This window comes from Lacihabitans lacunae (genome assembly GCF_042649125.1).
In the GTDB taxonomy this organism is placed as follows: domain Bacteria; phylum Bacteroidota; class Bacteroidia; order Cytophagales; family Spirosomataceae; genus Leadbetterella; species Leadbetterella lacunae.
In genome coordinates, this window is record NZ_JBHRYQ010000001.1 from 1,690,669 (window position 1) to 1,712,108 (window position 21,440).

General features: G+C 37.2%; 18 protein-coding genes. 9 read left to right on the forward strand and 9 right to left on the reverse strand.

Annotated elements, in window-relative coordinates; all coding sequences use genetic code 11:
- Window positions 1-31: 31 nt before the first annotated feature.
- Both ACFOOI_RS07370 and rsgA read right to left on the reverse strand, forming a co-directional pair.
- Window positions 32-766, reverse strand: coding sequence for a GNAT family N-acetyltransferase (locus ACFOOI_RS07370; protein WP_379836634.1), 735 nt, complete (start codon window positions 764-766; stop codon window positions 32-34).
- 310 nt (window positions 767-1,076) lie between these two features.
- Window positions 1,077-2,009, reverse strand: coding sequence for a ribosome small subunit-dependent GTPase A (gene rsgA / locus ACFOOI_RS07375; RefSeq protein ID WP_379836636.1), 933 nt, complete (start codon window positions 2,007-2,009; stop codon window positions 1,077-1,079).
- Window positions 2,010-2,721: 712 nt separating this feature from the next.
- On the opposite strand from rsgA, the gene ACFOOI_RS07380 reads away from it, so the two are divergent.
- The 4 genes from ACFOOI_RS07380 (at window position 2,722) to ACFOOI_RS07395 (ending at window position 7,826) form a co-directional block, all read left to right on the forward strand.
- On the forward strand, window positions 2,722-3,498 hold the full coding sequence (locus ACFOOI_RS07380; RefSeq protein WP_379836638.1) for an enoyl-CoA hydratase/isomerase family protein: 777 nt from the start codon (window positions 2,722-2,724) through the stop codon (window positions 3,496-3,498).
- Between the two features lie 135 nt (window positions 3,499-3,633).
- On the forward strand, window positions 3,634-5,298 hold the full coding sequence (locus ACFOOI_RS07385) for a glutamine--tRNA ligase/YqeY domain fusion protein (protein ID WP_379836640.1): 1,665 nt from the start codon (window positions 3,634-3,636) through the stop codon (window positions 5,296-5,298).
- A gap of 11 nt (window positions 5,299-5,309) precedes the next feature.
- Window positions 5,310-6,017 carry an LOG family protein gene (locus ACFOOI_RS07390; protein WP_379836642.1) on the forward strand — a complete coding sequence of 236 codons (708 nt, stop codon included), beginning with the start codon at window positions 5,310-5,312 and terminating at the stop codon, window positions 6,015-6,017.
- Window positions 6,018-6,116: 99 nt separating this feature from the next.
- On the forward strand, window positions 6,117-7,826 hold the full coding sequence (locus ACFOOI_RS07395) for a GMC oxidoreductase (RefSeq protein ID WP_379836644.1): 1,710 nt from the start codon (window positions 6,117-6,119) through the stop codon (window positions 7,824-7,826).
- 219 nt (window positions 7,827-8,045) lie between these two features.
- Here ACFOOI_RS07395 and ACFOOI_RS07400 read toward each other — a convergent pair whose 3' ends face one another.
- From ACFOOI_RS07400 to ACFOOI_RS07420, 5 genes are all read right to left on the reverse strand, one after another.
- Window positions 8,046-8,810 (reverse strand): TPM domain-containing protein, encoded by a 765-nt coding sequence (locus ACFOOI_RS07400; RefSeq protein WP_379836646.1) that lies wholly within the window; start codon window positions 8,808-8,810, stop codon window positions 8,046-8,048.
- A 13-nt stretch (window positions 8,811-8,823) separates the two neighbouring features.
- On the reverse strand, window positions 8,824-9,252 hold the full coding sequence (locus tag ACFOOI_RS07405; RefSeq protein WP_379836648.1) for a TPM domain-containing protein: 429 nt from the start codon (window positions 9,250-9,252) through the stop codon (window positions 8,824-8,826).
- A gap of 30 nt (window positions 9,253-9,282) precedes the next feature.
- Complete coding sequence (locus ACFOOI_RS07410; RefSeq protein WP_379836650.1) at window positions 9,283-9,879, reverse strand: LemA family protein; 597 nt, start codon at window positions 9,877-9,879, stop codon at window positions 9,283-9,285.
- 110 nt (window positions 9,880-9,989) lie between these two features.
- Window positions 9,990-11,390: a DASH family cryptochrome gene (locus ACFOOI_RS07415; RefSeq protein ID WP_379836652.1), complete on the reverse strand. Its 1,401-nt coding sequence runs from the start codon at window positions 11,388-11,390 to the stop codon at window positions 9,990-9,992.
- A 75-nt stretch (window positions 11,391-11,465) separates the two neighbouring features.
- Window positions 11,466-12,230 (reverse strand): DUF547 domain-containing protein, encoded by a 765-nt coding sequence (locus ACFOOI_RS07420; protein WP_379836654.1) that lies wholly within the window; start codon window positions 12,228-12,230, stop codon window positions 11,466-11,468.
- Window positions 12,231-12,318: 88 nt separating this feature from the next.
- On the opposite strand from ACFOOI_RS07420, the gene ACFOOI_RS07425 reads away from it, so the two are divergent.
- From ACFOOI_RS07425 to ACFOOI_RS07445, 5 genes are all read left to right on the forward strand, one after another.
- Entirely contained in the window at window positions 12,319-13,047 is a 729-nt protein-coding gene (locus tag ACFOOI_RS07425) for a DUF3291 domain-containing protein (protein ID WP_379836656.1), read from the forward strand.
- Between the two features lie 243 nt (window positions 13,048-13,290).
- Complete coding sequence (locus tag ACFOOI_RS07430; protein ID WP_379836658.1) at window positions 13,291-16,581, forward strand: TonB-dependent receptor; 3,291 nt, start codon at window positions 13,291-13,293, stop codon at window positions 16,579-16,581.
- An 87-nt stretch (window positions 16,582-16,668) separates the two neighbouring features.
- The gene (locus ACFOOI_RS07435; protein ID WP_379836660.1) at window positions 16,669-16,971 is read left to right on the forward strand and encodes a DUF202 domain-containing protein; all 303 of its coding nucleotides are present in this window, start codon (window positions 16,669-16,671) and stop codon (window positions 16,969-16,971) included.
- A complete protein-coding gene (locus tag ACFOOI_RS07440) occupies window positions 16,968-17,747 on the forward strand; it encodes an SDR family oxidoreductase (RefSeq protein WP_379836662.1) in 780 nt (259 codons plus the stop codon). The genes ACFOOI_RS07435 and ACFOOI_RS07440 overlap by 4 nt, the downstream gene beginning before the upstream one ends.
- An 88-nt stretch (window positions 17,748-17,835) precedes the next feature.
- Window positions 17,836-18,660, forward strand: coding sequence for a DUF2911 domain-containing protein (locus tag ACFOOI_RS07445; RefSeq protein ID WP_379836664.1), 825 nt, complete (start codon window positions 17,836-17,838; stop codon window positions 18,658-18,660).
- A gap of 79 nt (window positions 18,661-18,739) precedes the next feature.
- On the opposite strand, the gene ACFOOI_RS07450 is transcribed toward ACFOOI_RS07445, so the two are convergent.
- Both ACFOOI_RS07450 and ACFOOI_RS07455 read right to left on the reverse strand, forming a co-directional pair.
- Window positions 18,740-20,653, reverse strand: a complete 1,914-nt coding sequence (locus ACFOOI_RS07450) for a tetratricopeptide repeat-containing sensor histidine kinase (protein WP_379836666.1) — start codon at window positions 20,651-20,653, stop codon at window positions 18,740-18,742.
- Window positions 20,650-21,387: a LytR/AlgR family response regulator transcription factor gene (locus tag ACFOOI_RS07455; RefSeq protein ID WP_379836668.1), complete on the reverse strand. Its 738-nt coding sequence runs from the start codon at window positions 21,385-21,387 to the stop codon at window positions 20,650-20,652. Before ACFOOI_RS07455 ends, ACFOOI_RS07450 begins: the two co-directional genes overlap by 4 nt.
- Between the last annotated feature and the right edge of the window lie 53 nt (window positions 21,388-21,440).

The following is a 21,440-nucleotide window of genomic DNA, read 5'->3' on the forward strand; positions in this document are numbered from 1 at the left end:
CTATTTTAATCTATAAGTCCTTTTATATTTTTCAGTGCTCTAACAACTCCATTTTCTTCTTCGCTGTCATCTCTACTTTTTTTTTACGTTTTTCTTCTCTGTGTAGCAATATTCGCTGCTTCACGCTCATCCACCGCTCATAAACCTTTGATTCTTTCAAAAAATCCCAGAATTCAGGCTTCTTGCCTTGCTTGGCCAATAGACTCACCTCTTGAGGGTCATATTTCATACCCGTGCACAAGCAATGGTTTCTGTTTGTTCTATTCAAGATATCGTAATTGACACAGCTGGAGCACCCTTTCCAGAAATCATCCCCTTTGGGTAATTCAGAAAATGGCACAGGAATATAACCAAGCTCCGAATTTATTTTCATAACTGCCATGCTGGTAGTTAGTCCAATAATTTTAGCATCGGGATATTTTGATCTTGAAAGATTAAATGCCTTCGTTTTGATAGCAGTAGCTATACCACTTTTTCTATGGTCAGGATGCACGATTAAACCCGAGTTGGCCACAAACTTACCATGATCCCAGGTTTCAATATAACAAAAGCCAACCCACTCTCCACTACTTGTGGTAGCGATTACGGCTTTGCCCTCCTCCATTTTTTTCATGAGGTAATCAGGAGACCGCTTAGCGATACCCGTGCCTCTAGCTTTGGCACTAAGCTCCATCTCATTGCAGATTTGCTCTGCATATGAATAATGTATTTCGCTGGCTACTTGCACAACGTAATTGCCGATAATAGTCTTTTGTAATGTATTCATCGTCGTTTGCTAAGGACTTGCCTTTTAGGAGACGGTGTATCCGTGATTTTAGGTAAAAAAATATTTAAGAGAAAATAAGATAAAGGAAGTTTACGAATTAGTAAACACCCTTCTTATTGGGTCCTTGCGGACCTAAGTCGTCGGAATGGCGATATTGGAAGGTTTATATTTCTCATTTGTTATTAAAAACGATACAAATATAGGGCTTAGTTCATTTATCCTACCATTTCTCAATATTATTTTTGTTAATAAAGTGTTAGGGAATAGTAAAATACTAAAATTCAGGCACTTCAGGAGTAAAAAAGCGACCTCAACGCCTATTGTCGTGATTGTCAAACATACTCAAATAGCTCATATAACGCGTTTCAGAGATTTCACCAGCCTCTACAGCATCTTTAACTGCACACTTGGGCTCGTTTATATGTAGGCAATTGTGAAACTTACATTCGCCCAGCAAGTCCCTAAATTCTGGAAAATAATGTGCTAACTCGGACTGACTAACATCCATCAGTCCCAATTCTTTAATACCAGGAGAATCAATAATATATGAATTGGCCTTGATTTCATACATCTCAGCAAAAGTGGTTGTGTGTACGCCTTTGTTTGCAAAAGTCGAAATCTCGTTAGTGGCTAAATCTAATTCTGGATCTAGGATATTTATCAAGGTAGACTTCCCCACCCCAGAATGGCCTGATACCAAAGAAATTTTATTTTCTAAAGCTGCCATGAGGTCGTCAGTACCTTGTAAGGTTGTAGCAGAAGTAACCAAACAACCATAACCCAATGAGGTATATAAGTCAATAAGTACATCCTGATACTCTATTCCCTCTTTAGGCAAAAGGTCTATTTTATTAAAAACTATCAATACCGGAATCCGGAAGGTTTCAGCGGTGACCAACATTCTATCTATAAAGCCTAGTGAAGTTTTGGGGTTAGCCAATGTTACGATAAGTACCAACTGGTCTAAATTGCAGGCAAGCAAGTGTCCGTGGGCAGTTTTATGTACAGACTTTCGTATGATATAATTTTTTCGAGGAGAAATTTCAAAGATTACACCTGTACCTTCTTCGCCATCTTCTATAAAAAATGACACCTCATCTCCTACTGCGAGCGGATTGGTGACCTTCAGATCTTTTATCTTAAACTTACCTTTTAGACGGCAAGAAAAGAAATCACCATTGGCGTCTCTGACTTCATACCAACTTCCGGTTGACCTATATACTAATCCCTTTTTTTCTAGCAAAATTCGCCTCTTTTTGAGGCACAAAATTAATCTAAATAATCCTTAAAATAAAATTTCAAAATTTTAATAAACTCTTAAGACTATTTTAAGCTGCTTTTAATGCGTTTGGACTAATATTTGTATTATTATTTCAATATAAAAAATTAGAAAAGTGATTTTTACCGTTAAATAATATTTTAAGAAAATTTTAAGGTGATGATGTAACTTTTTATACATTTACAACGTATATACATAAAACAATTAAACATTTACAAAAATGAAAAAAGGCGTATTATTTGGATTAGCGGCAGTAGCCATGGGAGTAGTAGTTTATACCATTGGTGGAAAAAAAACAAAACCAACAACCTACCCACAAAAACCTATATATAAGTAATTTAGCAATATTTTGAAAGAAATAAATGGGATACCTATTAACTAGGACAACATATACTTGACTAATACAAAATTAATCAAGCTGGAAATCTATGGCCTTTACATTCCACTCCGCAGTTTTACTTAAAATCCACATTCCAATAAAATCCATTTTCTTAATTTTTTCTTAAAAAAAGTACCTGCCTTATTTTAAGTTTAAATGAATCCTCGTCATCCGCTCTTTCCTCCTTTAGTTTTACTTTAAAATATTTTCTTTTTTGATTTAGGATAAAACTTCTAATAATGTTAATTTTAGAGTTAATACAATTCAACAAAATCATACTTCAAAAAACCAAAAAATATGTTTGAAACTATTATTTACAAAACCGAAGGGCCGAAAGCTTACATTACGCTCAACAGACCGGAGGTTTTTAATGCATTGAATGGCAAAATACTTGAGGAACTTCATCAAGCATTTAATAAATGTGCAGAAGACGAAACTGTCCGTGTAGTCACACTTTCGGGAGGCAACAGCAAGGCGTTTTGTTCGGGAGCGGACCTAAAAGCCGGACTTGCAGACCCAAACTTGGGCAATATTCTACTTTCGCACTATAATCCTTTGATATTGGGGATGAGAAACCTACCCAAGCCTATTATTTGTAAATTAAATGGCGTAGCCGCTGGTGCGGGAATGTCGCTTGCTCTTGCCTGTGATATCATAATAGCCAATGAAGAAACTTACCTAACTGAGCTTTTTGTGGGTATTGGGTTAATGCCAGATGCTGGATCTATGTATTTTTTACCACGTATAATAGGCAGCCAAAAAACTTTTGAGCTTTGTAGTACAGGTCGTAAGGTATTTATACCGGAAGCTGTGCAGCTTGGTATAGTATCCAAAGCAGTAAAAGCGGATGATTTAGAAGCAGAAGCAGAAAAACTTGCCGATCAATATGCTACTGCTGCTACCAAATCTATAGGTCAGATGAAAAGTGTGCTTAATAGAACGTTTGAAAACAACCTAGAAACAGTTTTGGGTTTTGAAGCAGAGGCTCAAACCAAATGTGGAAAGTCAGAAGACTTTGCAGAAGGCGTAATGGCATTTCTTCAAAAAAGACCGACTGCTTTTAAAGGAAAATAACCTTTTGCCATAAATAATTCTACTTTGAAAGTATTTTTTAGGACTTAACTAAGTTAATTTATTATTAAGAAAAAAGCACATTTTTAATCCATTAGAATTAAACTATTTTAGCTTTTTGGTACAACAACAATTACTATGTCAGAGACGGTTAAAGAAAAAGGATTGAATTTTATAGAGGAAATAATAGAAGGCGACATAAAGTCTGGAAAGCATAACGGACGTCTGCTCACAAGGTTCCCTCCAGAACCCAATGGATATTTACACATTGGGCATGCAAAATCTATTTGTTTAAATTTTGGCTTAGCCGAAAAATATAATGGAGGCACAAACCTTCGATTTGACGATACCAATCCAGTAACAGAAGATACTGAATACGTAGACGCCATAAAGCACGACCTCAAATGGCTGGGCTTTAATTGGGTTAATGAAATGTATGCTTCTGACTACTTTGACCAGTTATTTAAATATGCAAAAAAACTGATTTCGAAAGGATTAGCCTACGTAGACGACAGCAGTGCAGCCGAAATGGCAGAACTGAAAGGCACGCCCACTCAAGAAGGTAAACCAAGTCCATACAGAGACAGAACGGTAGAAGAAAACCTGAGTCTTTTTGAAGGAATGGCTAACGGCGATTTTGAAGAAGGATCAAGAGCTTTGCGTGCCAAAATAGACATGAGTTCAAATAATATGCTCATGCGTGATCCTATTATTTACAGAATAAAATACGCCAATCACCACCGGACTGGAAACAAATGGTGCATATATCCTATGTACGATTTTGCTCATGGACAGTCAGACTCTCTAGAAGGCATCACACACTCTATTTGTACCTTAGAGTTTGTAGCTCACAGAGAACTTTACGATTGGTTTATAGAAAAACTTGAGATTTTCCCTTCAAAACAATACGAATTTGCAAGACTAAACCTTACCTATACGGTAATGAGCAAGCGTAAATTGCTTCAACTTGTAAACGAAAACATCGTAGAAGGTTGGGATGACCCACGTATGCCTACTATATCGGGAATGCGAAGAAGGGGATATACGCCGAAGTCGATTGTAGATTTTTGCGATAGAATAGGTATTCAAAAAAGAGACAACCTAATAGACGTAAGTTTACTTGAGTTTTTTGTGAGAGAAGAACTTAACAAAACTTCCACTAGGGTAATGGCGGTTTTTAACCCACTGAAAGTGGTGATTACTAACTTTGAAGAAGGTCATCTAGAGCCATGTACAATGGACAACAACCCCGAAGATCCTGAAAGCGGAAGCAGAATAATAAACTTTGGTAAAGAAATCTATATCGAAAGAGATGATTTCATGGAAAACCCACCGAATAAATACTTTAGACTTTCGCCAGGCAAAATGGTGAGACTTAAAGGTGCATACATTATTCAGTGCGAAGAAGTTATAAAAGACGAAGCGGGAGAAATAATCGAACTTAGATGTACGTATGTGCCTACTTCGAAAAGTGGAAAAGACGAAAGCGGCCTAAAGGTAAAAGGTGTTTTACATTGGGTTACCATTTCTGAATCACTTGAGGCTGAAGTTAGGATATACGACAGACTATTTAAGGTAGAAGATCCAAGCAGTCAAGACGGAGATTTTAAGGAATTCATTAACGAAGATTCATTAACTATAGTAAAAGCATTTGTAGAGCCTTCATTGGCAAACGCCACTGCCGAAGATAAATTTCAATTTATTAGAAACGGATATTTTGTTCCTGATTTAAATTCAAGCCGTGAGAAATTAGTGTTTAACAAAACGGTGGGTTTAAAAGAAGGTTTTAAAGTTTCGAAATAAAAAAAATACGTATGGCAACCAATGAGGTAGAGTTTCTGGATGGACCAAGGTCAAGATGGCAAGAATTTAAATTTGCTCTTAGTGTATTTAAAGAGTTTATTGTAGGTTTTAGAGCACTCCATTTTATGGGGCCTGCCGTTACTGTTTTTGGTTCAGCCAGATTTAAAGAAGACAACCCCCATTATATACAAGCCAGAGCTCTAAGTGCCGAAATAGCCAAAATGGGCTTTACGATTTTGACCGGAGGTGGCCCTGGAATAATGGAAGCCGCAAACCGTGGAGCCAAAGACGTAAACGGCAAATCAGTAGGTTGTAATATTGTATTGCCTCACGAGCAAAACCCAAACCCATATTTAGATAAGTGGGTTGATTTTAATTACTTCTTTGTTAGAAAAACACTTCTTATCAAATACTCGCAGGCATTTATTATTTGCCCGGGAGGATTTGGCACACTCGATGAATTCTTTGAAGCAATAACACTAATTCAAACTAAGAAAATAGAATCATTCCCAGTGGTAATTTTTGGAGAAGACTTCCACACCTATATATTGGAACATATAGAGAAAATGGTGAACGAAAAAACCATTTCTCCTACAGACAAAAACCTCTACTTAGTAACTAACAATATTAGTGAAGCCTGTGATTTTATTAAATCAAAAACGGCTGCAGGTTTAGGTATAAAACACACACCAATGCCATTTTTGGGCGAAAAAAGGTAGTCATTCGAGCCTTCAAAATTCTTCTAAAAAAGATATTTCATATAAAGATTTTAAAAGCTAAATTTTTAATTAGTTTTATGTAAATCTTTATATGCTCTCATGAACCTTCAAGGAAAAACCACCAAAGAAAACACGTACGACGCCATTGTAGTAGGCTCCGGAATTTCTGGAGGCTGGGCCGCAAAAGAACTTACAGAAAAGGGTTTGAAAGTACTATTACTCGACCGAGGAAGAAACATAGAACACGTTACTGATTATGATACTGCCCTGAAAAACCCTTGGGAGTTTCCGCATCATAATGTCAAAGTAAGTAACGAAGTCAAAGCCGTTTTTCCGGTACATATTCGCTCGGGAAATACAATAACCGAAGCCACCAAAGATTTCTTTGCAAACGACACCGACCATCCCTACTTAGAAGACAAACGATTTGATTGGATACGCAGCTACCAAGTAGGAGGCAAAAGCCTTACATGGGGAAGAGTGGCATTGAGAATGAGCGACATAGACTTTGAAGCAAACATCAAAGAAGGTGTTGGAGCTGACTGGCCTATCCGCTACAAAGACATAGCTCCTTGGTATGATTATGTAGAAAAATTTGCAGGAATATCAGGTAGCTACGAAGGCCTTCCGCACTTGCCAGACGGTATTTTCCAAAAGCCATTTGAGCTAACATGCGTAGAGCAAGATTTAAAAAAGAAAGTTGCGACCAAGTTTGCAGGGAGAATAATAATGCCTCCCAGACAAGCCCACCTAACCGAGCCCACAGAGGAGCAACTTGCCTTAGGTAGAGCAAAGTGCCAAGCCAGAAACATGTGTGCTAGAGGCTGTCCATTTGGAGCATATTTTAGTACCCAAGCGGCAACATTGCCAGCAGCAAAAAATACTGGCAACCTGACCGTCAGACCGCATAGTGTGGTCAGTGAGGTAATCTATGATGAGACCAAAGCTAAAGCCAAAGGTGTAAGAGTGATAGACCAAAACACGCTTGAAGAAATTGAGTTTTATGCTAAAATAATCTTCCTAAATGCCTCTGCCATGGCCACAACCGCCATACTGATGAACTCTAAGTCATCTAGATTTCCGAACGGACTAGGGAATGACAGTGGAGTTTTGGGGCATTATTTGATGGACCACCACTTTAGAGCAGGAGCCACTGCAGACGTAGAAGGCTTTGAGGATTCCTATTATTTTGGAAGAAGACCAAACGGTTTTTATGTGCCTCGTTATAGGAACATTGGTGCCGATAAAAGAAACTATCTACGAGGCTTTGGATACGAGGGGAATAGCCAAAGGTCGCACAAATTAAATACGGACGATTTTGGAAAAGACCTTAAAAATAAAATCACAAAGCCCGGCCCGTGGAATATTAAATTAGATGGTTTTGCGGAAACGCTCCCTTATTTTGAAAACAAACTTTGGTTAGAAAATAGCCAAAAAGACAAATGGGGTTTGCCCCTGATTAAGTTTTCGGCAGAAATAAAAGAAAATGAAAAGCTGATGCGTGTAGACATGATAAATGATGCCGCAGAAATGCTGGAAGCGAGTGGCTATAAAAACGTAAAAACTTTTGATACCTATGTAGGCTTTGGCAGGTGTATTCACGAGATGGGAACCGCCAGAATGGGACATAGTCCGAAAGACTCGATACTTAACAAACATAACCAAGTATGGGGAGCCGAAAACGTGTACGTAACAGACGGAGCTTGTATGGTTTCAAACAGCTGTGCGAATCCATCATTGACCTACATGGCACTTACAGCGAGAGCTTGTGACCACGCAGTTTCAGAAATAAAAAAAGGAAACCTTTAAACCCGATTTATGCATTTGAAAATCTATTACGACCTTAAATTATTGAAAATCAACACTTAAACCCCTTGAATTTTATCATAATAGACCTGCTATGCTAATTAAATTTAAGTGTCCGATTTATTGCAATTTAAGTCCTCATTACGAAGTCCAAATACATAAACCGGGTTAAAAAACAAAAAGCTGATTTTTCAATCAGCTTTTTGTTTTATTATTTTTTTTTTAGTAGTCGCCGCTGGCTCCACCGCCACCGAAGCCACCACCTCCGAAGCCACCAAAGCCGCCGCCACCTCCGCCGCCCCAGCTAGAGCCACCTCCACCCCAGTTGCCAGACTGTCGCCCCCAACCTGAATAAGTAGAATATGGAATACCGGAGTCGCCAAATAGGCCGCCGCCACCTCTGTTGTTTTTATTTCTTCCTATTAACCAGAAAATAAAAATTATGATCAACACAAAAATAATCATGGTCATTACTCCGCCATCATCTTCTTGTGGGTCAGCTTGATACTCGCCAGATGCGTATTTCATGATCTCATCCACGCCCTGATCCAATCCTTCGTAATAGCGAAGCTCTTTAAAGTTTGGCCCGATTACATTGGTAATGATTCTTTTTGCATAGATATCTGGGAGCACGCCCTCCATACCGTTTCCGGTTTGGATGTTGACTTTTCTATCGCCGGGTGCCCACAGTAAAACCACTCCGTTATTCTTTCCTTTCTGCCCTACCCCCCATTTTACACCTAGCTGATAGGCATATTGAGAAATCTCTAAAGGCTGAACAGTTTTTACAATAACCACTACTATCTGAGTAGATGTGGAGTCATTGTAGGCTACGAGTTTATTTTCTAAAGATTGAATTTGGTCTTTGCTCAGCAAACCACCCACAAAGTCGTTGACTAATCTGGGAGGATTAGGTGCATCCGGAATATCTTGTCCAAATGCCACTAGTGAACAAAAAACAAATATAAAACTTAATATTTTTGACATTTTTTAGCGATTATTAACCAAAACTAATTTCATCTGAAATCTCGTTGGTATCATTGCTTTGGTAAGGAAAGTATTTTTTCAGTTGAAACCCAGCCTCTTCTATGGCACTGCAAAAACCCAATTCGAAATCTCCTTTCTTGAAGTTTTGAACCATGAGTTCTTTGGTAGAATCCCAAAAAGTTTGACCTACTTTTTCGTTTATGCCTTTATCGCCAATAACGGCAAACCTTTTATCTTCAAAGGCCAAATAAAATAGGACGCCATTGTGAAGGGCAGTTTTGTCAAGCAGCAAAAACTTGAATACTTCTTGAGCACGTTTATAGGGATCACCACCTTGGCAATGAGGCTCTATATGTACTTTAATTTCGCCCGAGGTTCTTGCCTCAGCTAATTTTATCTCTTGTATTATTTTTTGCTGCTGACTTTCTGAAAAAAACTGCATATGTTTTTATGTTGGCTAAATAATTAGCTCTTATTTTTTACCGAAATCGAAATTAATATCTGGTGCATTTTGAGATGCAGCAGTAGCTTCAAAGAATGCTTTTTCAGCAAATCCGAAAATCTTAGCCATAATATTAGTAGGGAAAGTTTTCACCGAAAGGTTGTAATCTTTCACTCCCGTGTTAAAGTTATCTCTCGCTACCGAAATTCTATTTTCAGTACCTTCTAATTGAGCCTGAAGCTCCAAAAAGTTCTGATTGGCTTTCAGCTGCGGATATTGCTCAACCGAAACCAACAATCGGCTAAGTGAGCCGCTCAACTGGTCTTGAGCTGCTTGATATTTTGCCATATTTTCTGGCGTAAGGTCATTTGCATCTAATTTTATTTGAGTTGCAGCCGATCTTGCTTGAATCACTTCAGTCAGTGTGCTTTTCTCAAAATCTGCAGCACCTTGTACGGTTTTTACTAAGTTTCCGATTAAGTCTGCTCTTCTTTGATATTGGGTTTGAACTTTTGCCCAAAGGTCTTGTACCGTGGTTTCTTTACCTACAAGGCCGTTATACGAATTGCAACCGTAAACACCGAACAAAAGAAAAAGTGCTACAATAGCTAGTGTACCTTTTTTCATAATTAGTTATTTTTTCATTAATTGATTAACCAAATATATAGAAAAGCCCTCCATAATAAAAAAATATTTTACAGGAGGGCTTAAAAGTATAAGGTCGGTTTATTTATGTGCTAGACTCTTTTGGGTTTTGAGATTGGCATTTTTGGATAATCTAAATCCTCGCTAAGGCTATCGCCTAGCGTCATAAATTCTATCAAGTTTTCGTTGTCAATCTGAGATAACTCTGGCAGCCAAAGCTTCATGTAGGCCGCCTCAGGGTCATATTTGCGGGCCTGATTTACCGGATTAAAATATCGATCTTCTCGTGGGTCGGTGCCTATACCGGCTATGTAATTCCAGTTTCCCCAGTTGCTACATACTTCGTAGTCTATCAAATAACTCTCAAAATACATAGCTCCCCACCACCATTCTATGGCCATGTCTTTTGAAAAATAACTTGCGGCTATTTGCCTTCCACGGTTAGATAGGTATCCGGTTTGTTTTAGCTCTTGCATGGCCGCATCTACAATAGGCACGCCGGTCTTTCCATCAATCCAGCGTTTGAAGTGATCTTTATTCCTTCTCCATTTTTTGGTAAAATCATGTTTGATACCGCAACGTTTAAATAAGCGAATACCAAACTTAAGGGCTATAAAGTGAAAATAATCTCTCCATAGAAGTTCAAAAATCAACCAATAGGTAGAATCATTGGCTCCATTTTTCTCTTCGTATTTTTTTACTTCATAATAAACGGTTCGAGGCGAAAGTGCCCCCAAACTTAGCCATGGCGAAAGCTTCGATGAATAATCTTTGCCTATCATCCCATTTCTGGTCTCTTTGTAAGTGGCAATTAGATTACTTTCCCAAATGTAGGCGTTAAGTCTTTTAAAACCATTTTGTTCGCCACCCACAAACTGATTATCATCTCTTGGGTCGATCTCAAATTCTTCAAAACCTAAATCTGCAAGTGTAGGAATGGGCCCAACTTTAATGTCGGGCATTGTGCCTAAACTCTTGGGCGTTTCATATAAAGGACGTACTTTCCATTGCCCTTCTATTCTTTTTCTGAAATCTGTAAAAATATCTGGCAAAAAATGAATTTGAAAAGGAAGGTCACGCACGTGAATCAAAGTATTCCCCCAGAAAAGGTCAATGTCGATATTAAGAGGCTTAAGTGAATATGAAAATAGCGACTCAATGCTAGTTTCCTCTTGGGTTACCTCCTTAGAAGCCACCACATGGTCAACTTCGTATTTATTGGCAATCAAAATAAGCTCCAATTCCGGAATACCAACTTTAACTATTAAATCTGAGCCGATACTTTGGAGACTCGACTTTAAGTCTTGTAAAGTTTCTAACAAAAACTTAGCTCTAAATTTCTCGGTTCGCTTAAAACCGAAACTTGTATTTTCAAACTGTCTTTCGTCTATGATGTAAACGGGTATTACATCTCCTAATTCGGCTGCTTTGATCAAAGCCTCATTATCATGAAGTCTAAGATCATTTCTAAACCAAAATAGTACTTTTTTCATATTTTTATTTTTGCATTAAAACACAAAATTGGACAAACCTTCTGAGTAATAGAAATCTTATTTTAAAAAATCGAATTAAAGTTTTCCGTTAAGTGCCCAATCGTAGGTTTTGTACGAGATGGAAGCGTTTTTATCCGCTTTTACTTTTGCATATTTATTAACCCAGTCTATTTTACTCATTCCTTTAAAGTCACCGCCATACCAATCAAACAGTTTTGACAATTCCATAGAATTTTTAGAAACTTCATTTTTGTTGGCATCGTTAATAAAATCACGCCCTTGGTCATCAAGTTGGCTGTTTAAGTTAGCTCCTGTGTAAGCCTCATTTCTCAGTGGTGGACAAGATTTGGCAGCACATACCAAAGCAAAATGAATACGTGGGTCATTGAATTGTTTTCTGATGATTCCGTGCTCGATATTGTTTAGGTCATATTTTTTACCGCCAATTTGAATAAACTTTACATCCCACGGTGTATTCACAAAAGGAATTTTTATTTTCGAACCAATATCTTTGATACTCGTAAGATTTTGATCGGCGTTGTCTAATATTAACTGAATGGTAAAGGCATTGTAGGCGTTAATCCAATACGCTAATTTATCGTTTTTGCTCCAGGATGAAGCTGGGGCGTTGCTTGAAAGCAAATCTTGGTATTTTTTAAATTCTTTTTGCTCTGCTTTAAAACCTCCATAATTTACGAAACCAGTGGAGCTTACATATTTTTTTAGTAGCTTATCAAATATTTCGTGAGAAACTGGAGCGGCATTTGACTCAGGTGTGTCTACTGCAAAACAGCTTTGAAAAAAGAAAGCAACTAATATAAAACTTAATATATTCTTCATGAGTTTATTTTTGGTATTTGTATGGCTTAATTACGAAAATATGAGCCAAATAGTTTAAAAAAACTACATATTTAACAAAAAGTTACCAATGTTTGTAAGTATTACAGTAGCAAGATATTCAAAACTAAAATTAGTATTTGGAATACTTTCTATGGCAATTTTCAATATCTATTATTTCGTTTTTCGAGCGAAAAGACCTTCTTTTTATAAACTAATGGGTACTGGCAAAAACGGCACCTTCGATATTTACCCTGACTTTGGGCAGTGGGCATACCTGAGTATTTGGGATACGGAAGAAACGAAGTACAAATCTGAGGGTAAGTTTGTGAAATGGTATATATCAAAATTTTCAAAAAGCAGCTACACAATTCGTTTAAATCCTACTAAGTCGCATGGGCTTTGGGATGGGGAAAACCCGTTTATAAAAGATAGTAAACAAACGGCCACTTCTAATAAAAATGAAAATCAAACCATGCAATTGGTAGGCGTATTGACTCGAGCGAGTATCCGATTGTCCAAGGCGTCGCAGTTTTGGCAAAATGTGCCAGAAGTTTCAAAAAAGATGCTAGAAGCAAAAGGCTATCTGTATTCTATTGGAATTGGCGAGGTGCCTTTTCTGAAACAGTCTACTTTCTCTATTTGGGAAACAGAGGCAGACATGGTGAATTTTGCATACAAACAGCGGGAACACGCAGAGGTTATCAAGAAAACAAAAAAGCTTGACTGGTACTCTGAAGAGCTATTTGCGAGGTTTGAGATAGTGAAACTAAATGGTGATTTACCTGAAAAATTAATGGAAATTAGTACTATTTTATGATTAAAATCAGATTAATTGCACATTAAAAACTACTAAAACAGTAGACTTCAATGACTTACGCTCCCTTAACAATTTCTTAATTTACCTTTACTCATATTTTACTGTAATATTTTAAGTTATAAGGATTTAGCCTCTAAGTCACCTTTTTTTCATGTAAAAATTCCGTTACTTTTGCGGCATTAGAATTTTACTAAGTTTTTAGTTAATTATTACTAACAAATCAAAAACCAAATCATTTCATTTATGAATCAAAAAACTACTTTTTTAAGAAATGCTGGAATGCTTCTTTTAGGGTTAGTTATGACGTTTACTGCATTTTCGCAAGTAACATCATCATCTATTTCAGGTATCGTTACCGACGGTGCTGGAGAAAGCCTTCCGGGGGCTACAGTAGTAGCTGTTCACATTCCGTCTGGTTCGAAATATGGAACTATGACTGACATCAACGGTAAGTACGTAATGCCTTCGGTGAGAGTTGGGGGTCCTTATAAAGTTACCGTATCTTTTGTAGGATTTAAAGATCAGACAAAAGAGGGGATTATTGCTAACTTGGGTACTACAGCCAATGTTAATTTTAAATTATCTGACAATAGTGCATCTTTAGACGAAGTAGTGGTAAGATCTACTCGCTCTGATGTATTTAGTTCTGATAGAACAGGTGCTGCTACCACAATTGGAAAAGAAGCTATCAACGCTTTACCTACAATTGGCCGTACTATTAACGACTTTACAAGACTTACTCCACAAGCAAACGGAAAATCGTTTGGTGGTCAAGATTCGAGATTAAACAACATTACCATAGACGGTGCTGTGTTTAACAACGGATTTGGATTAGGTGATCAGCCGGGTGCTAGAACGGGTATCGCTCCTATTTCATTAGATGCTATCGAAGAAGTTCAAGTTAACGTAGCTCCATTTGACGTTCGTCAGACAGGTTTTACAGGTGCTGGCGTTAATGCCGTTACTAAATCTGGTAATAATAGATTTGAGGGTTCATTGTTTATGCTAACTAGAAATGACAAAAAAGCATTTATAGGTAGAAAAGCTAACGGAGAAGATGTTGCAATTTCTAACTTTGACAAAAAAGTTTATGGTTTTAGATTAGGTGGACCAATAATCAAGGATAAATTATTTTTCTTTGCAAACGCTGAATTCGAAAAGCAAACTTCTCCAGGAACCACTTGGTTAGCAAACCGTGGTCAATCTGGATCAAATGTTACAAGAGTAACTGCTTCAGATCTTGATTTAGTTTCAGCACAAATGGCAAAATTAGGGTTCATAACAGGACCATACGAAGGATTTAACCTAAATACAATCGGTAATAAATTCTTGGCAAGAATTGACTGGAACATCAATAATAAGAATAAATTTAACATTCGTTACTCTAAATTAGACGGAGGATCAGATAACTTGATCTCTAACTCTAACTCTGCTGGTATCGGACCAAGAAGAACAAATGCTGATGCTATGTCGTATTTGAACTCTGGCTATATCTTAAATGAAGATTTAAATTCGGTTATTGCAGAATTGAATACAACAATCAGCAACAACTTAGCCAATAACATAATTTTAGGATATACCGTTAACAACGAAGATAGAGCTTACTTAGGTGGCTCAGGTGTGATACCTACTATCGATATTCAAGAAGGTGGAAAAACTTATATTTCTGCTGGTTTTGACCCGTTCACTCCTAATAACCTTTTGAATTATAATACGCTTCAGTTTTTTGATAACCTAACTTACTACAAAGGCAAGCATACTATTACTGCTGGTTTAGCTGTAGAGAGATTTAGATCAAATAACTCATTCTACTCAGCTTCAAACGGTGTTTACGTTTATAACTCAGTTGCTGATTTTATTAAAGCAACAGATGCATATTTAGCAAATCCTTCAAATCCTGCTGCAGTAGTTTCTACAAGAAGATTTGAATACAGATATGACTTTAGTGGAAGTGCAGTACCGCCACTTCAAAAAGTAGAAGCTTGGACTCCTGGAGTTTACTTACAAGACGAATTCCAAATTAAGCCAAACTTCAAACTAAGCCTTGGTTTACGTGTTGATGTTCCAATACTGACACAAACTGCACTTGAAAATACCTATATCTCAGGTGTTTCTTACAAAGACGAGAGCGGTGCTACTGTTAAGTATAATACCGGTGTTATGCCATCAGGAAATCCTCTTTGGTCTCCAAGAGTAGGTTTTAACTGGGATGTAAAAAGCGACAAGACTTTCCAAATACGTGGTGGATCAGGAGTATTTACTGGACGTCCTCCTTATGTATGGTTGTCTAACCAAGTGGGTAACAACGGTGTATTAAGTGGATTTACAAGAACAGACAATGCAACAAACATTCCGTTTACACTTGATCCTACAAGATTCCGTCCGTCTACAGTTGATCCTTATGCTGCAGGTACTACTTTCGATATTGCAGTAGCAGATCCAAGTTATAAATTCCCTCAAGTTTGGAAAACAAATATTGCAGCAGATTACAAACTTCCTGGTGGAATAATCGCTACGGGTGAATTTATCTTCAACCAAAACATAAATGCTGTTTATTATATCAACGCTAACTTAAAAGACCCTGCTGGAAAACTAACAGGTGTTGATAACAGATTATTATATAACGGTTCTTCAACTGCTAACAGACTTGATACAAGAACTGTAAGAAACATTGTTTTGAAATCAACTAATCAAGGGTACTCTTACTCGGCAACTGCTAAATTGGAAAAGCCATTTGCAAATGGACTTTATGCAATGATAGCATACAACCACGGTGTATCTAAAGACCTAACAAGTGCTGGATCAATTGCTTCTGGTTCTTATGAAGGAAATGCTACCGTAAATGGAAACAACAAGCCGGAAATAGCATTTTCTGACAATGACCTTAGACACAGAGTGATTGGATCAGTAAGCTACAAAAAAGCATACGGTGGTCAGTTTGGTGGATCTACTCAAGTTAGTTTATTCTACGAAGGAAGAACTCAAGGACGTTACTCTTATGTAGCTGCTGGTGATTTAAATTTAGATGGAATTAGCAACAATGATTTGATATTCATCCCTAAAAATGCAACTGATATAAACTTTGCTCCTCTTACTGCTGGTGGAAAAACATTTACAGCAGCTGAGCAAGCAGCAGCATTTGACAAATTTATTGAGCAAGATGCTTATTTAAGTAAAAATAGAGGATCATATGCACAGAGAAATGGAGCATTATTACCATTCTATAATAGCGTGGATTTAGGTATTGTTCAAGAATTTTTTGTTAAAGCAGGCGATGTAAGAAATACTTTCCAAGTTCGTTTTGACATTTTAAATGTTGGTAACTTATTAAACAATAAGTGGGGTGTTTTGGACAGAATCGTTCAAAACCGTCCGCTAACTGTTAGAAGCGTTACAAATGGAGTTCCGACTTACTCATTGTCAACTCAGACTATCGACGGACAAACTGCTCTTTTACTTGATTCATTTGCTCCGAACTTATCTACAAGTTCAGTTTGGGGTGCTCAACTTGGTTTAAGATATATCTTTAACTAAGAACTGGATTACCAAAAATTATAAAAGTCCCGCTTCGAAAGAGGCGGGACTTTTGTTTTGATATGATTATCGTGTAACTTTATATCTATGACAGAAAACAAAATCAACAAAGACCTTTTACTAAGGGAAAATCTGGCTTTGCAACGTACCACACTTGCAAACCAAGCCACGTTTTTGTCTTTCCTTAGAACATCTCTATATTTTGCAATTGCAGCCCTTAGTGCTGAAAACTTGTTAAAAATAGAGCATCATCTATATGTTGAAATCCTTTTGTTTTCGATATCATTATTTATTTTTATTTATGGCATAGCCAACTATTACGTGCATAGAAAAAGAATAATCCAAAGCAGAATCCATGTGGGAGATTATAAAACCGAATATTTGAAATGAAAAACAACCTCAAAAATATAAATGCGTTTGTAGGCGGTAGCTCAAAAGGCATAGGATGGGCCACAGCTGACGAACTCGCTCAACTTGGTGCCAATGTAACTTTGGTAGGCAGAAACGAGCAAACGCTAAAGGAAAAACTTGCCTTACTGACAAAAACAGATGAGCAAACCCATGATTATATAGTTTTGGATTATACCCAAAAAGACGAACTAAGCAACTCGCTTAAAACTATCACAAAGCCGTATCAAATACTAATAAACAACTCAGGCGGACCAGCCGGAGGAAACATAGCAGAAGAAGATCCTGAAAAGTTTGAAGCCGTTTTTTCACAGCATTTGGTAATAAATCAGATGCTGGTTCAAAAGTTCTTGCCCGATATGCAAGCGGCAGGTTTTGGGAGGATAGTAAATATAATTTCAGTATCGGTAAAGCAACCCATTGTGGGACTCGGGGTTTCCAACACCATCAGATGGGCGGTAGCTTCTTGGGCCAAAACGCTGTCGAAGGAGATAGCTAAATTTGGAATAACGGTAAACAATGTATTGCCAGGATATACTTCAACAGGAAGACTAAACGAGGTTTTGGAATCAAAAGTACAAGCTACTGGCTCAAGTCGCACAGAGGTAGAAAATGCGATATTAAAAGATATTCCCACAGGAAAATTTGCTACACCTGAGCAAGTTGCAGCCGCAGTAACGTTTTTATGCTTACCTATATCGGCCTCTATAAATGGAATTAACTTACCCGTTGATGGTGGTTTATCTATGTCTTTGTAGATATTCTAATGATTACTTAATTTTAGCTTGTAAACTTTTTTAAGAATACTTGCGTTAAACTTTTAAAACAACAATAAATTTTTCAAACATGAAGAAAACACTTTTACTAGCCCTTTCTTTAATTTCGATGGGAGCTTTTGCACAAGGAATTAAAACTCCAGCTCCAAGCCCAACTCAAACTATCAAACAAGATTTTGGTCTTTCAAATGTAGAAATCACATATTCTCGTCCAAGCAAAAAAGGAAGAGCAGTATTTGGTGACTTAGTTCCTTACGGCAAAATGTGGAGAACAGGTGCTAACGGACAAACAGTTATTACTTTTGGAGAAGATGTTTCAGTAGCAGGTAAAAGCCTTAAAGCTGGAAAATATTCATTACTTACAATACCAAATAAAAATACGTGGGAAGTAGTTTTCTGCACACCAGAAGCTTCAGTATTTAATTACAAGCCAGAAAACGAAGTATTAAGAGTTTCAGCTAAATCTCAAACACTTCCGTTTGAAATCGAAACTTTCATGATAATGTTTGGAGATCAAACAGCTAACTCGGTAAACATCGACTTAGGATGGTCTAATCAAATGGTAACTATTCCGGTTACTGTAGATATCGACACAAAAATCATGTCTGACATTGACAGAGTAATGACTGCAGATAGCCGTCCTTATTTCCAAGCGGCTGCTTATTACTTCGATAATAACAAAGACAACAAAAAAGCATTGGAATGGGTAAACAAAGCAGTTGACGCTCAACCAGAGGCATATTGGGTAGCTCACCTAAAAGCTAAAATCCAAGCTAAAGCTGGAGACAAAGCAGGTGCGATAGCTACTGCAAAAACTTCAATGGAGTTGGCTAAAAAAGGCGGAAACGCTGATTACGTAGCTTTAAACGAGAAACTTATTGCAAGTTTAAAATAATATTTAGAAACTCAGTTTCTATCGAGGGAGGCCATCGGTCTCCCTTTTTTTATGCTTAAAAACCTAAACCGGTTTAATTTTATTGGGGAATATTAAGAATAACTTTGGTACCAAGCGGTTGTTGATTAGAATCATACAAATCTTCAAACACCAAAAGCATCTCTCCTTTATTGTTTTTGGCAAAATTAGCCAGTCGCTCTCGCGTTAGTTCAATGCCAATAGACTTCTGTTTTGACACCTTAGAAGCCTTTATTTCCTGTGCTTTTACCCTTCCTATTCCGTTATCAATTATTTCTATCACAATGTTATTTTCAAACCCATGTTTAATGTTTACTTGAATCTGTTTATTGCTTTCCCTGTTGCTCAAGCCGTGCCAAATAGAATTTTCGATAAAAGGCTGTAGCAGCAAAGACGGAATCTTGATTTGATTGGGATTAATTCCATTCTCAACTTTTACCGAATAGGCTATTTTGTCAGTAAAACGGATATTTTCAATATTGAGATAGAGCTCCGTGGTGTCGAGTTCTTCTTGTAAACTAATTTCTTTTTCTTGAGAATTGGTAAGAATAGTCCGGATGAGCTTCGAAAACTTATTTAGATAATAAACCGCTTTCTCTTTATCGTTATTGATGATATAAAGCTTTATGGAGTTTAGTGAATTAAACAAAAAGTGAGGGTTCATTTGAGAACGCATCATCTGCTGCTCCAGTTTAAGCATACTTTTTTCGGTGTTAAGCTCTCGCTGACGATACCAAATAAACGCCAAAATAGCCAAAAGCGAAAACAGCACTCCCGCAAAAATCAAGATACGTTGGTTTTGATTTAGCTTAATTTTCACTATTTCATTTTCTTTTTCTAGCAAAGCTATCTGACTTTCTTTTTTCTCATTGTCGTATTTTACAATTAAATCAGCCGTGTATCTCAGGTTTTCTTCATTCAAGACTTTATCCGCATATTCTTGTTTGTCTTTTAAGTATTGAAGCGAAGTTTTGTAGTCTCCTTTCATTTCAAACAAAGCAGACAAATGACTGTATGTCTCTGAAATAGAGGACTTAAAATCATTCTCCAAGTTAATTTGCAAACCTTCTTTGAGATTCTTTTCTGCATTCTCAAAATCCCGAAGTTTACTTTGTGCCCAACCCGCGTTCACCTTCGCCATTCCGATATAATACTTATCTCCGAGTTTTTCGGCAGCTGGCAGCGAAGACAAAATCAAATTAAGGCCTTCTTGCGTTTTGTTTTGTTTTATTAAAATCTGAGCGATACTGTTCTGACAAATGATATTCCCTATGGTAGAATTAATTTCGTGGTTGTATTTCAATGACCTTTTATAAAAAAACAAGGCAGAATCTAATTTCTGTTTGGCTTCGGCAATAAATCCTAGGTTTTGGTAATTGATAGCCAAACCGAGCTTATTGTTTACTTTCTCTTCGATTTTAAGCGATTGCTCAAATTGCTTTCCGGCTAAATCGTATTGTTTTAAGACCAAGTAAATATTCCCAATGCTGTTGAGCGAAACCGCTTTGCTTTTCAAAATACTCACCGATACGGGCCTGACTTTCTCGGCTATACTTAGTGCCTGTTTGTGATACTCTAAAGCCAGCCTAACCTCGTCTAAACGTCTATAAGCCACTCCAATCATGTTGAGGCTCGACACCTCCAAGTCTTTGCTTTGTATTTCTTGGGCTATATCTAAGGCTTTTTGGTGAAGAGCAATGGCAGATTTAAAATCAGACTTATTTCGGGCATTCATGCCTAAAACATTTAGTGCGAAACTTTGAGCCATCGGATTTTTATTGGAATCACTCAAAGTTTTAATAAAAACCGAGTCTTTTCTTAAAGGCTGAATAAGATGCTCAAGTGAATCGTAGGAAATGGTTTTCCCATTCTCTAAAATAGAAAGCACAGCCTCAGGAGTTTGTCCCCAAACTGAATTGACCACCAATAGCAACCCAATTAAAATACAATATGTAGTGCCTTTTCTTTTCATCATTTATCTAAAAAAAAGCCTTTTTTATTTCTTGAAACCGGAATCGACTTACCATTTGTAAGTACCACAAAACCTTCATTTTTTTGATATTCACGCACTTTATTTAGGTTTATTACATAGGAATTATGCACCCGATAAAAGATTTCTTTAGGGAGTTTTTCTTCAATACTTTTCAAAATATGCGTTATAAACAAACGCTGCCCGTTGTCGAGGTGAACCGAACAATAGTTGCCGTCGCTTTCGCAATACAGAATCTCCGAAGGCTCTAAAAAGTAGATTTTCCCATCGCACGAGATATTGATTTTTTTCTGCACCATGCTTCCTTGTCGGTTGATATTTACAAGGGCATCTTCCAGTATATCTTTTAGGTTTGTTTCTGATTTAAGGCTTTCTATTTTGTCCAAAGCCTTTATTAAATCATCCGAATCGATGGGTTTTAAGAGATAATCAATCGCTTGCTTTTTTAGTGCCTGAATGGCGTATTGATCGTAGGCGGTGGTGATAATAACCGAAAACTGTCGCTTCGGGAAGAAATCTAAAAAGCTAAAACCGTCCATTTGAGGCATTTCGATATCTAAGAAGATACAATCTATCGAGTTACCCAAAATAAAATCTCGGGCATCTAACGGATTCGTAAATGTCTTTACGATGTTTACGTTTGGGCAAAAGGTCTTGATTTCCCACTCCAAACTTTGTATGGCTTTTGACTCGTCGTCAAGTATGATTACGTTTAACATAATGGTCAGTTATTGAACTAAATATAAGCAATAGAAAAACCAAAAAGTAGAAA

Coding starts and splice junctions, on each gene's coding strand:
- ACFOOI_RS07370 (WP_379836634.1), bottom strand. CDS start 766: ATGAATACATTACAAAAGACTATTATCGGCAATTACGTTGTGCAAGTA.
- ACFOOI_RS07380 (WP_379836638.1), top strand. CDS start 2,722: ATGTTTGAAACTATTATTTACAAAACCGAAGGGCCGAAAGCTTACATT.
- ACFOOI_RS07385 (WP_379836640.1), top strand. CDS start 3,634: ATGTCAGAGACGGTTAAAGAAAAAGGATTGAATTTTATAGAGGAAATA.
- ACFOOI_RS07390 (WP_379836642.1), top strand. CDS start 5,310: ATGGCAACCAATGAGGTAGAGTTTCTGGATGGACCAAGGTCAAGATGG.
- ACFOOI_RS07395 (WP_379836644.1), top strand. CDS start 6,117: ATGAACCTTCAAGGAAAAACCACCAAAGAAAACACGTACGACGCCATT.
- ACFOOI_RS07400 (WP_379836646.1), bottom strand. CDS start 8,810: ATGTCAAAAATATTAAGTTTTATATTTGTTTTTTGTTCACTAGTGGCA.
- ACFOOI_RS07405 (WP_379836648.1), bottom strand. CDS start 9,252: ATGCAGTTTTTTTCAGAAAGTCAGCAGCAAAAAATAATACAAGAGATA.
- ACFOOI_RS07410 (WP_379836650.1), bottom strand. CDS start 9,879: ATGAAAAAAGGTACACTAGCTATTGTAGCACTTTTTCTTTTGTTCGGT.
- ACFOOI_RS07415 (WP_379836652.1), bottom strand. CDS start 11,390: ATGAAAAAAGTACTATTTTGGTTTAGAAATGATCTTAGACTTCATGAT.
- ACFOOI_RS07420 (WP_379836654.1), bottom strand. CDS start 12,230: ATGAAGAATATATTAAGTTTTATATTAGTTGCTTTCTTTTTTCAAAGC.
- ACFOOI_RS07425 (WP_379836656.1), top strand. CDS start 12,319: ATGTTTGTAAGTATTACAGTAGCAAGATATTCAAAACTAAAATTAGTA.
- ACFOOI_RS07430 (WP_379836658.1), top strand. CDS start 13,291: ATGAATCAAAAAACTACTTTTTTAAGAAATGCTGGAATGCTTCTTTTA.
- ACFOOI_RS07435 (WP_379836660.1), top strand. CDS start 16,669: ATGACAGAAAACAAAATCAACAAAGACCTTTTACTAAGGGAAAATCTG.
- ACFOOI_RS07440 (WP_379836662.1), top strand. CDS start 16,968: ATGAAAAACAACCTCAAAAATATAAATGCGTTTGTAGGCGGTAGCTCA.
- ACFOOI_RS07445 (WP_379836664.1), top strand. CDS start 17,836: ATGAAGAAAACACTTTTACTAGCCCTTTCTTTAATTTCGATGGGAGCT.
- ACFOOI_RS07450 (WP_379836666.1), bottom strand. CDS start 20,653: ATGATGAAAAGAAAAGGCACTACATATTGTATTTTAATTGGGTTGCTA.
- ACFOOI_RS07455 (WP_379836668.1), bottom strand. CDS start 21,387: ATGTTAAACGTAATCATACTTGACGACGAGTCAAAAGCCATACAAAGT.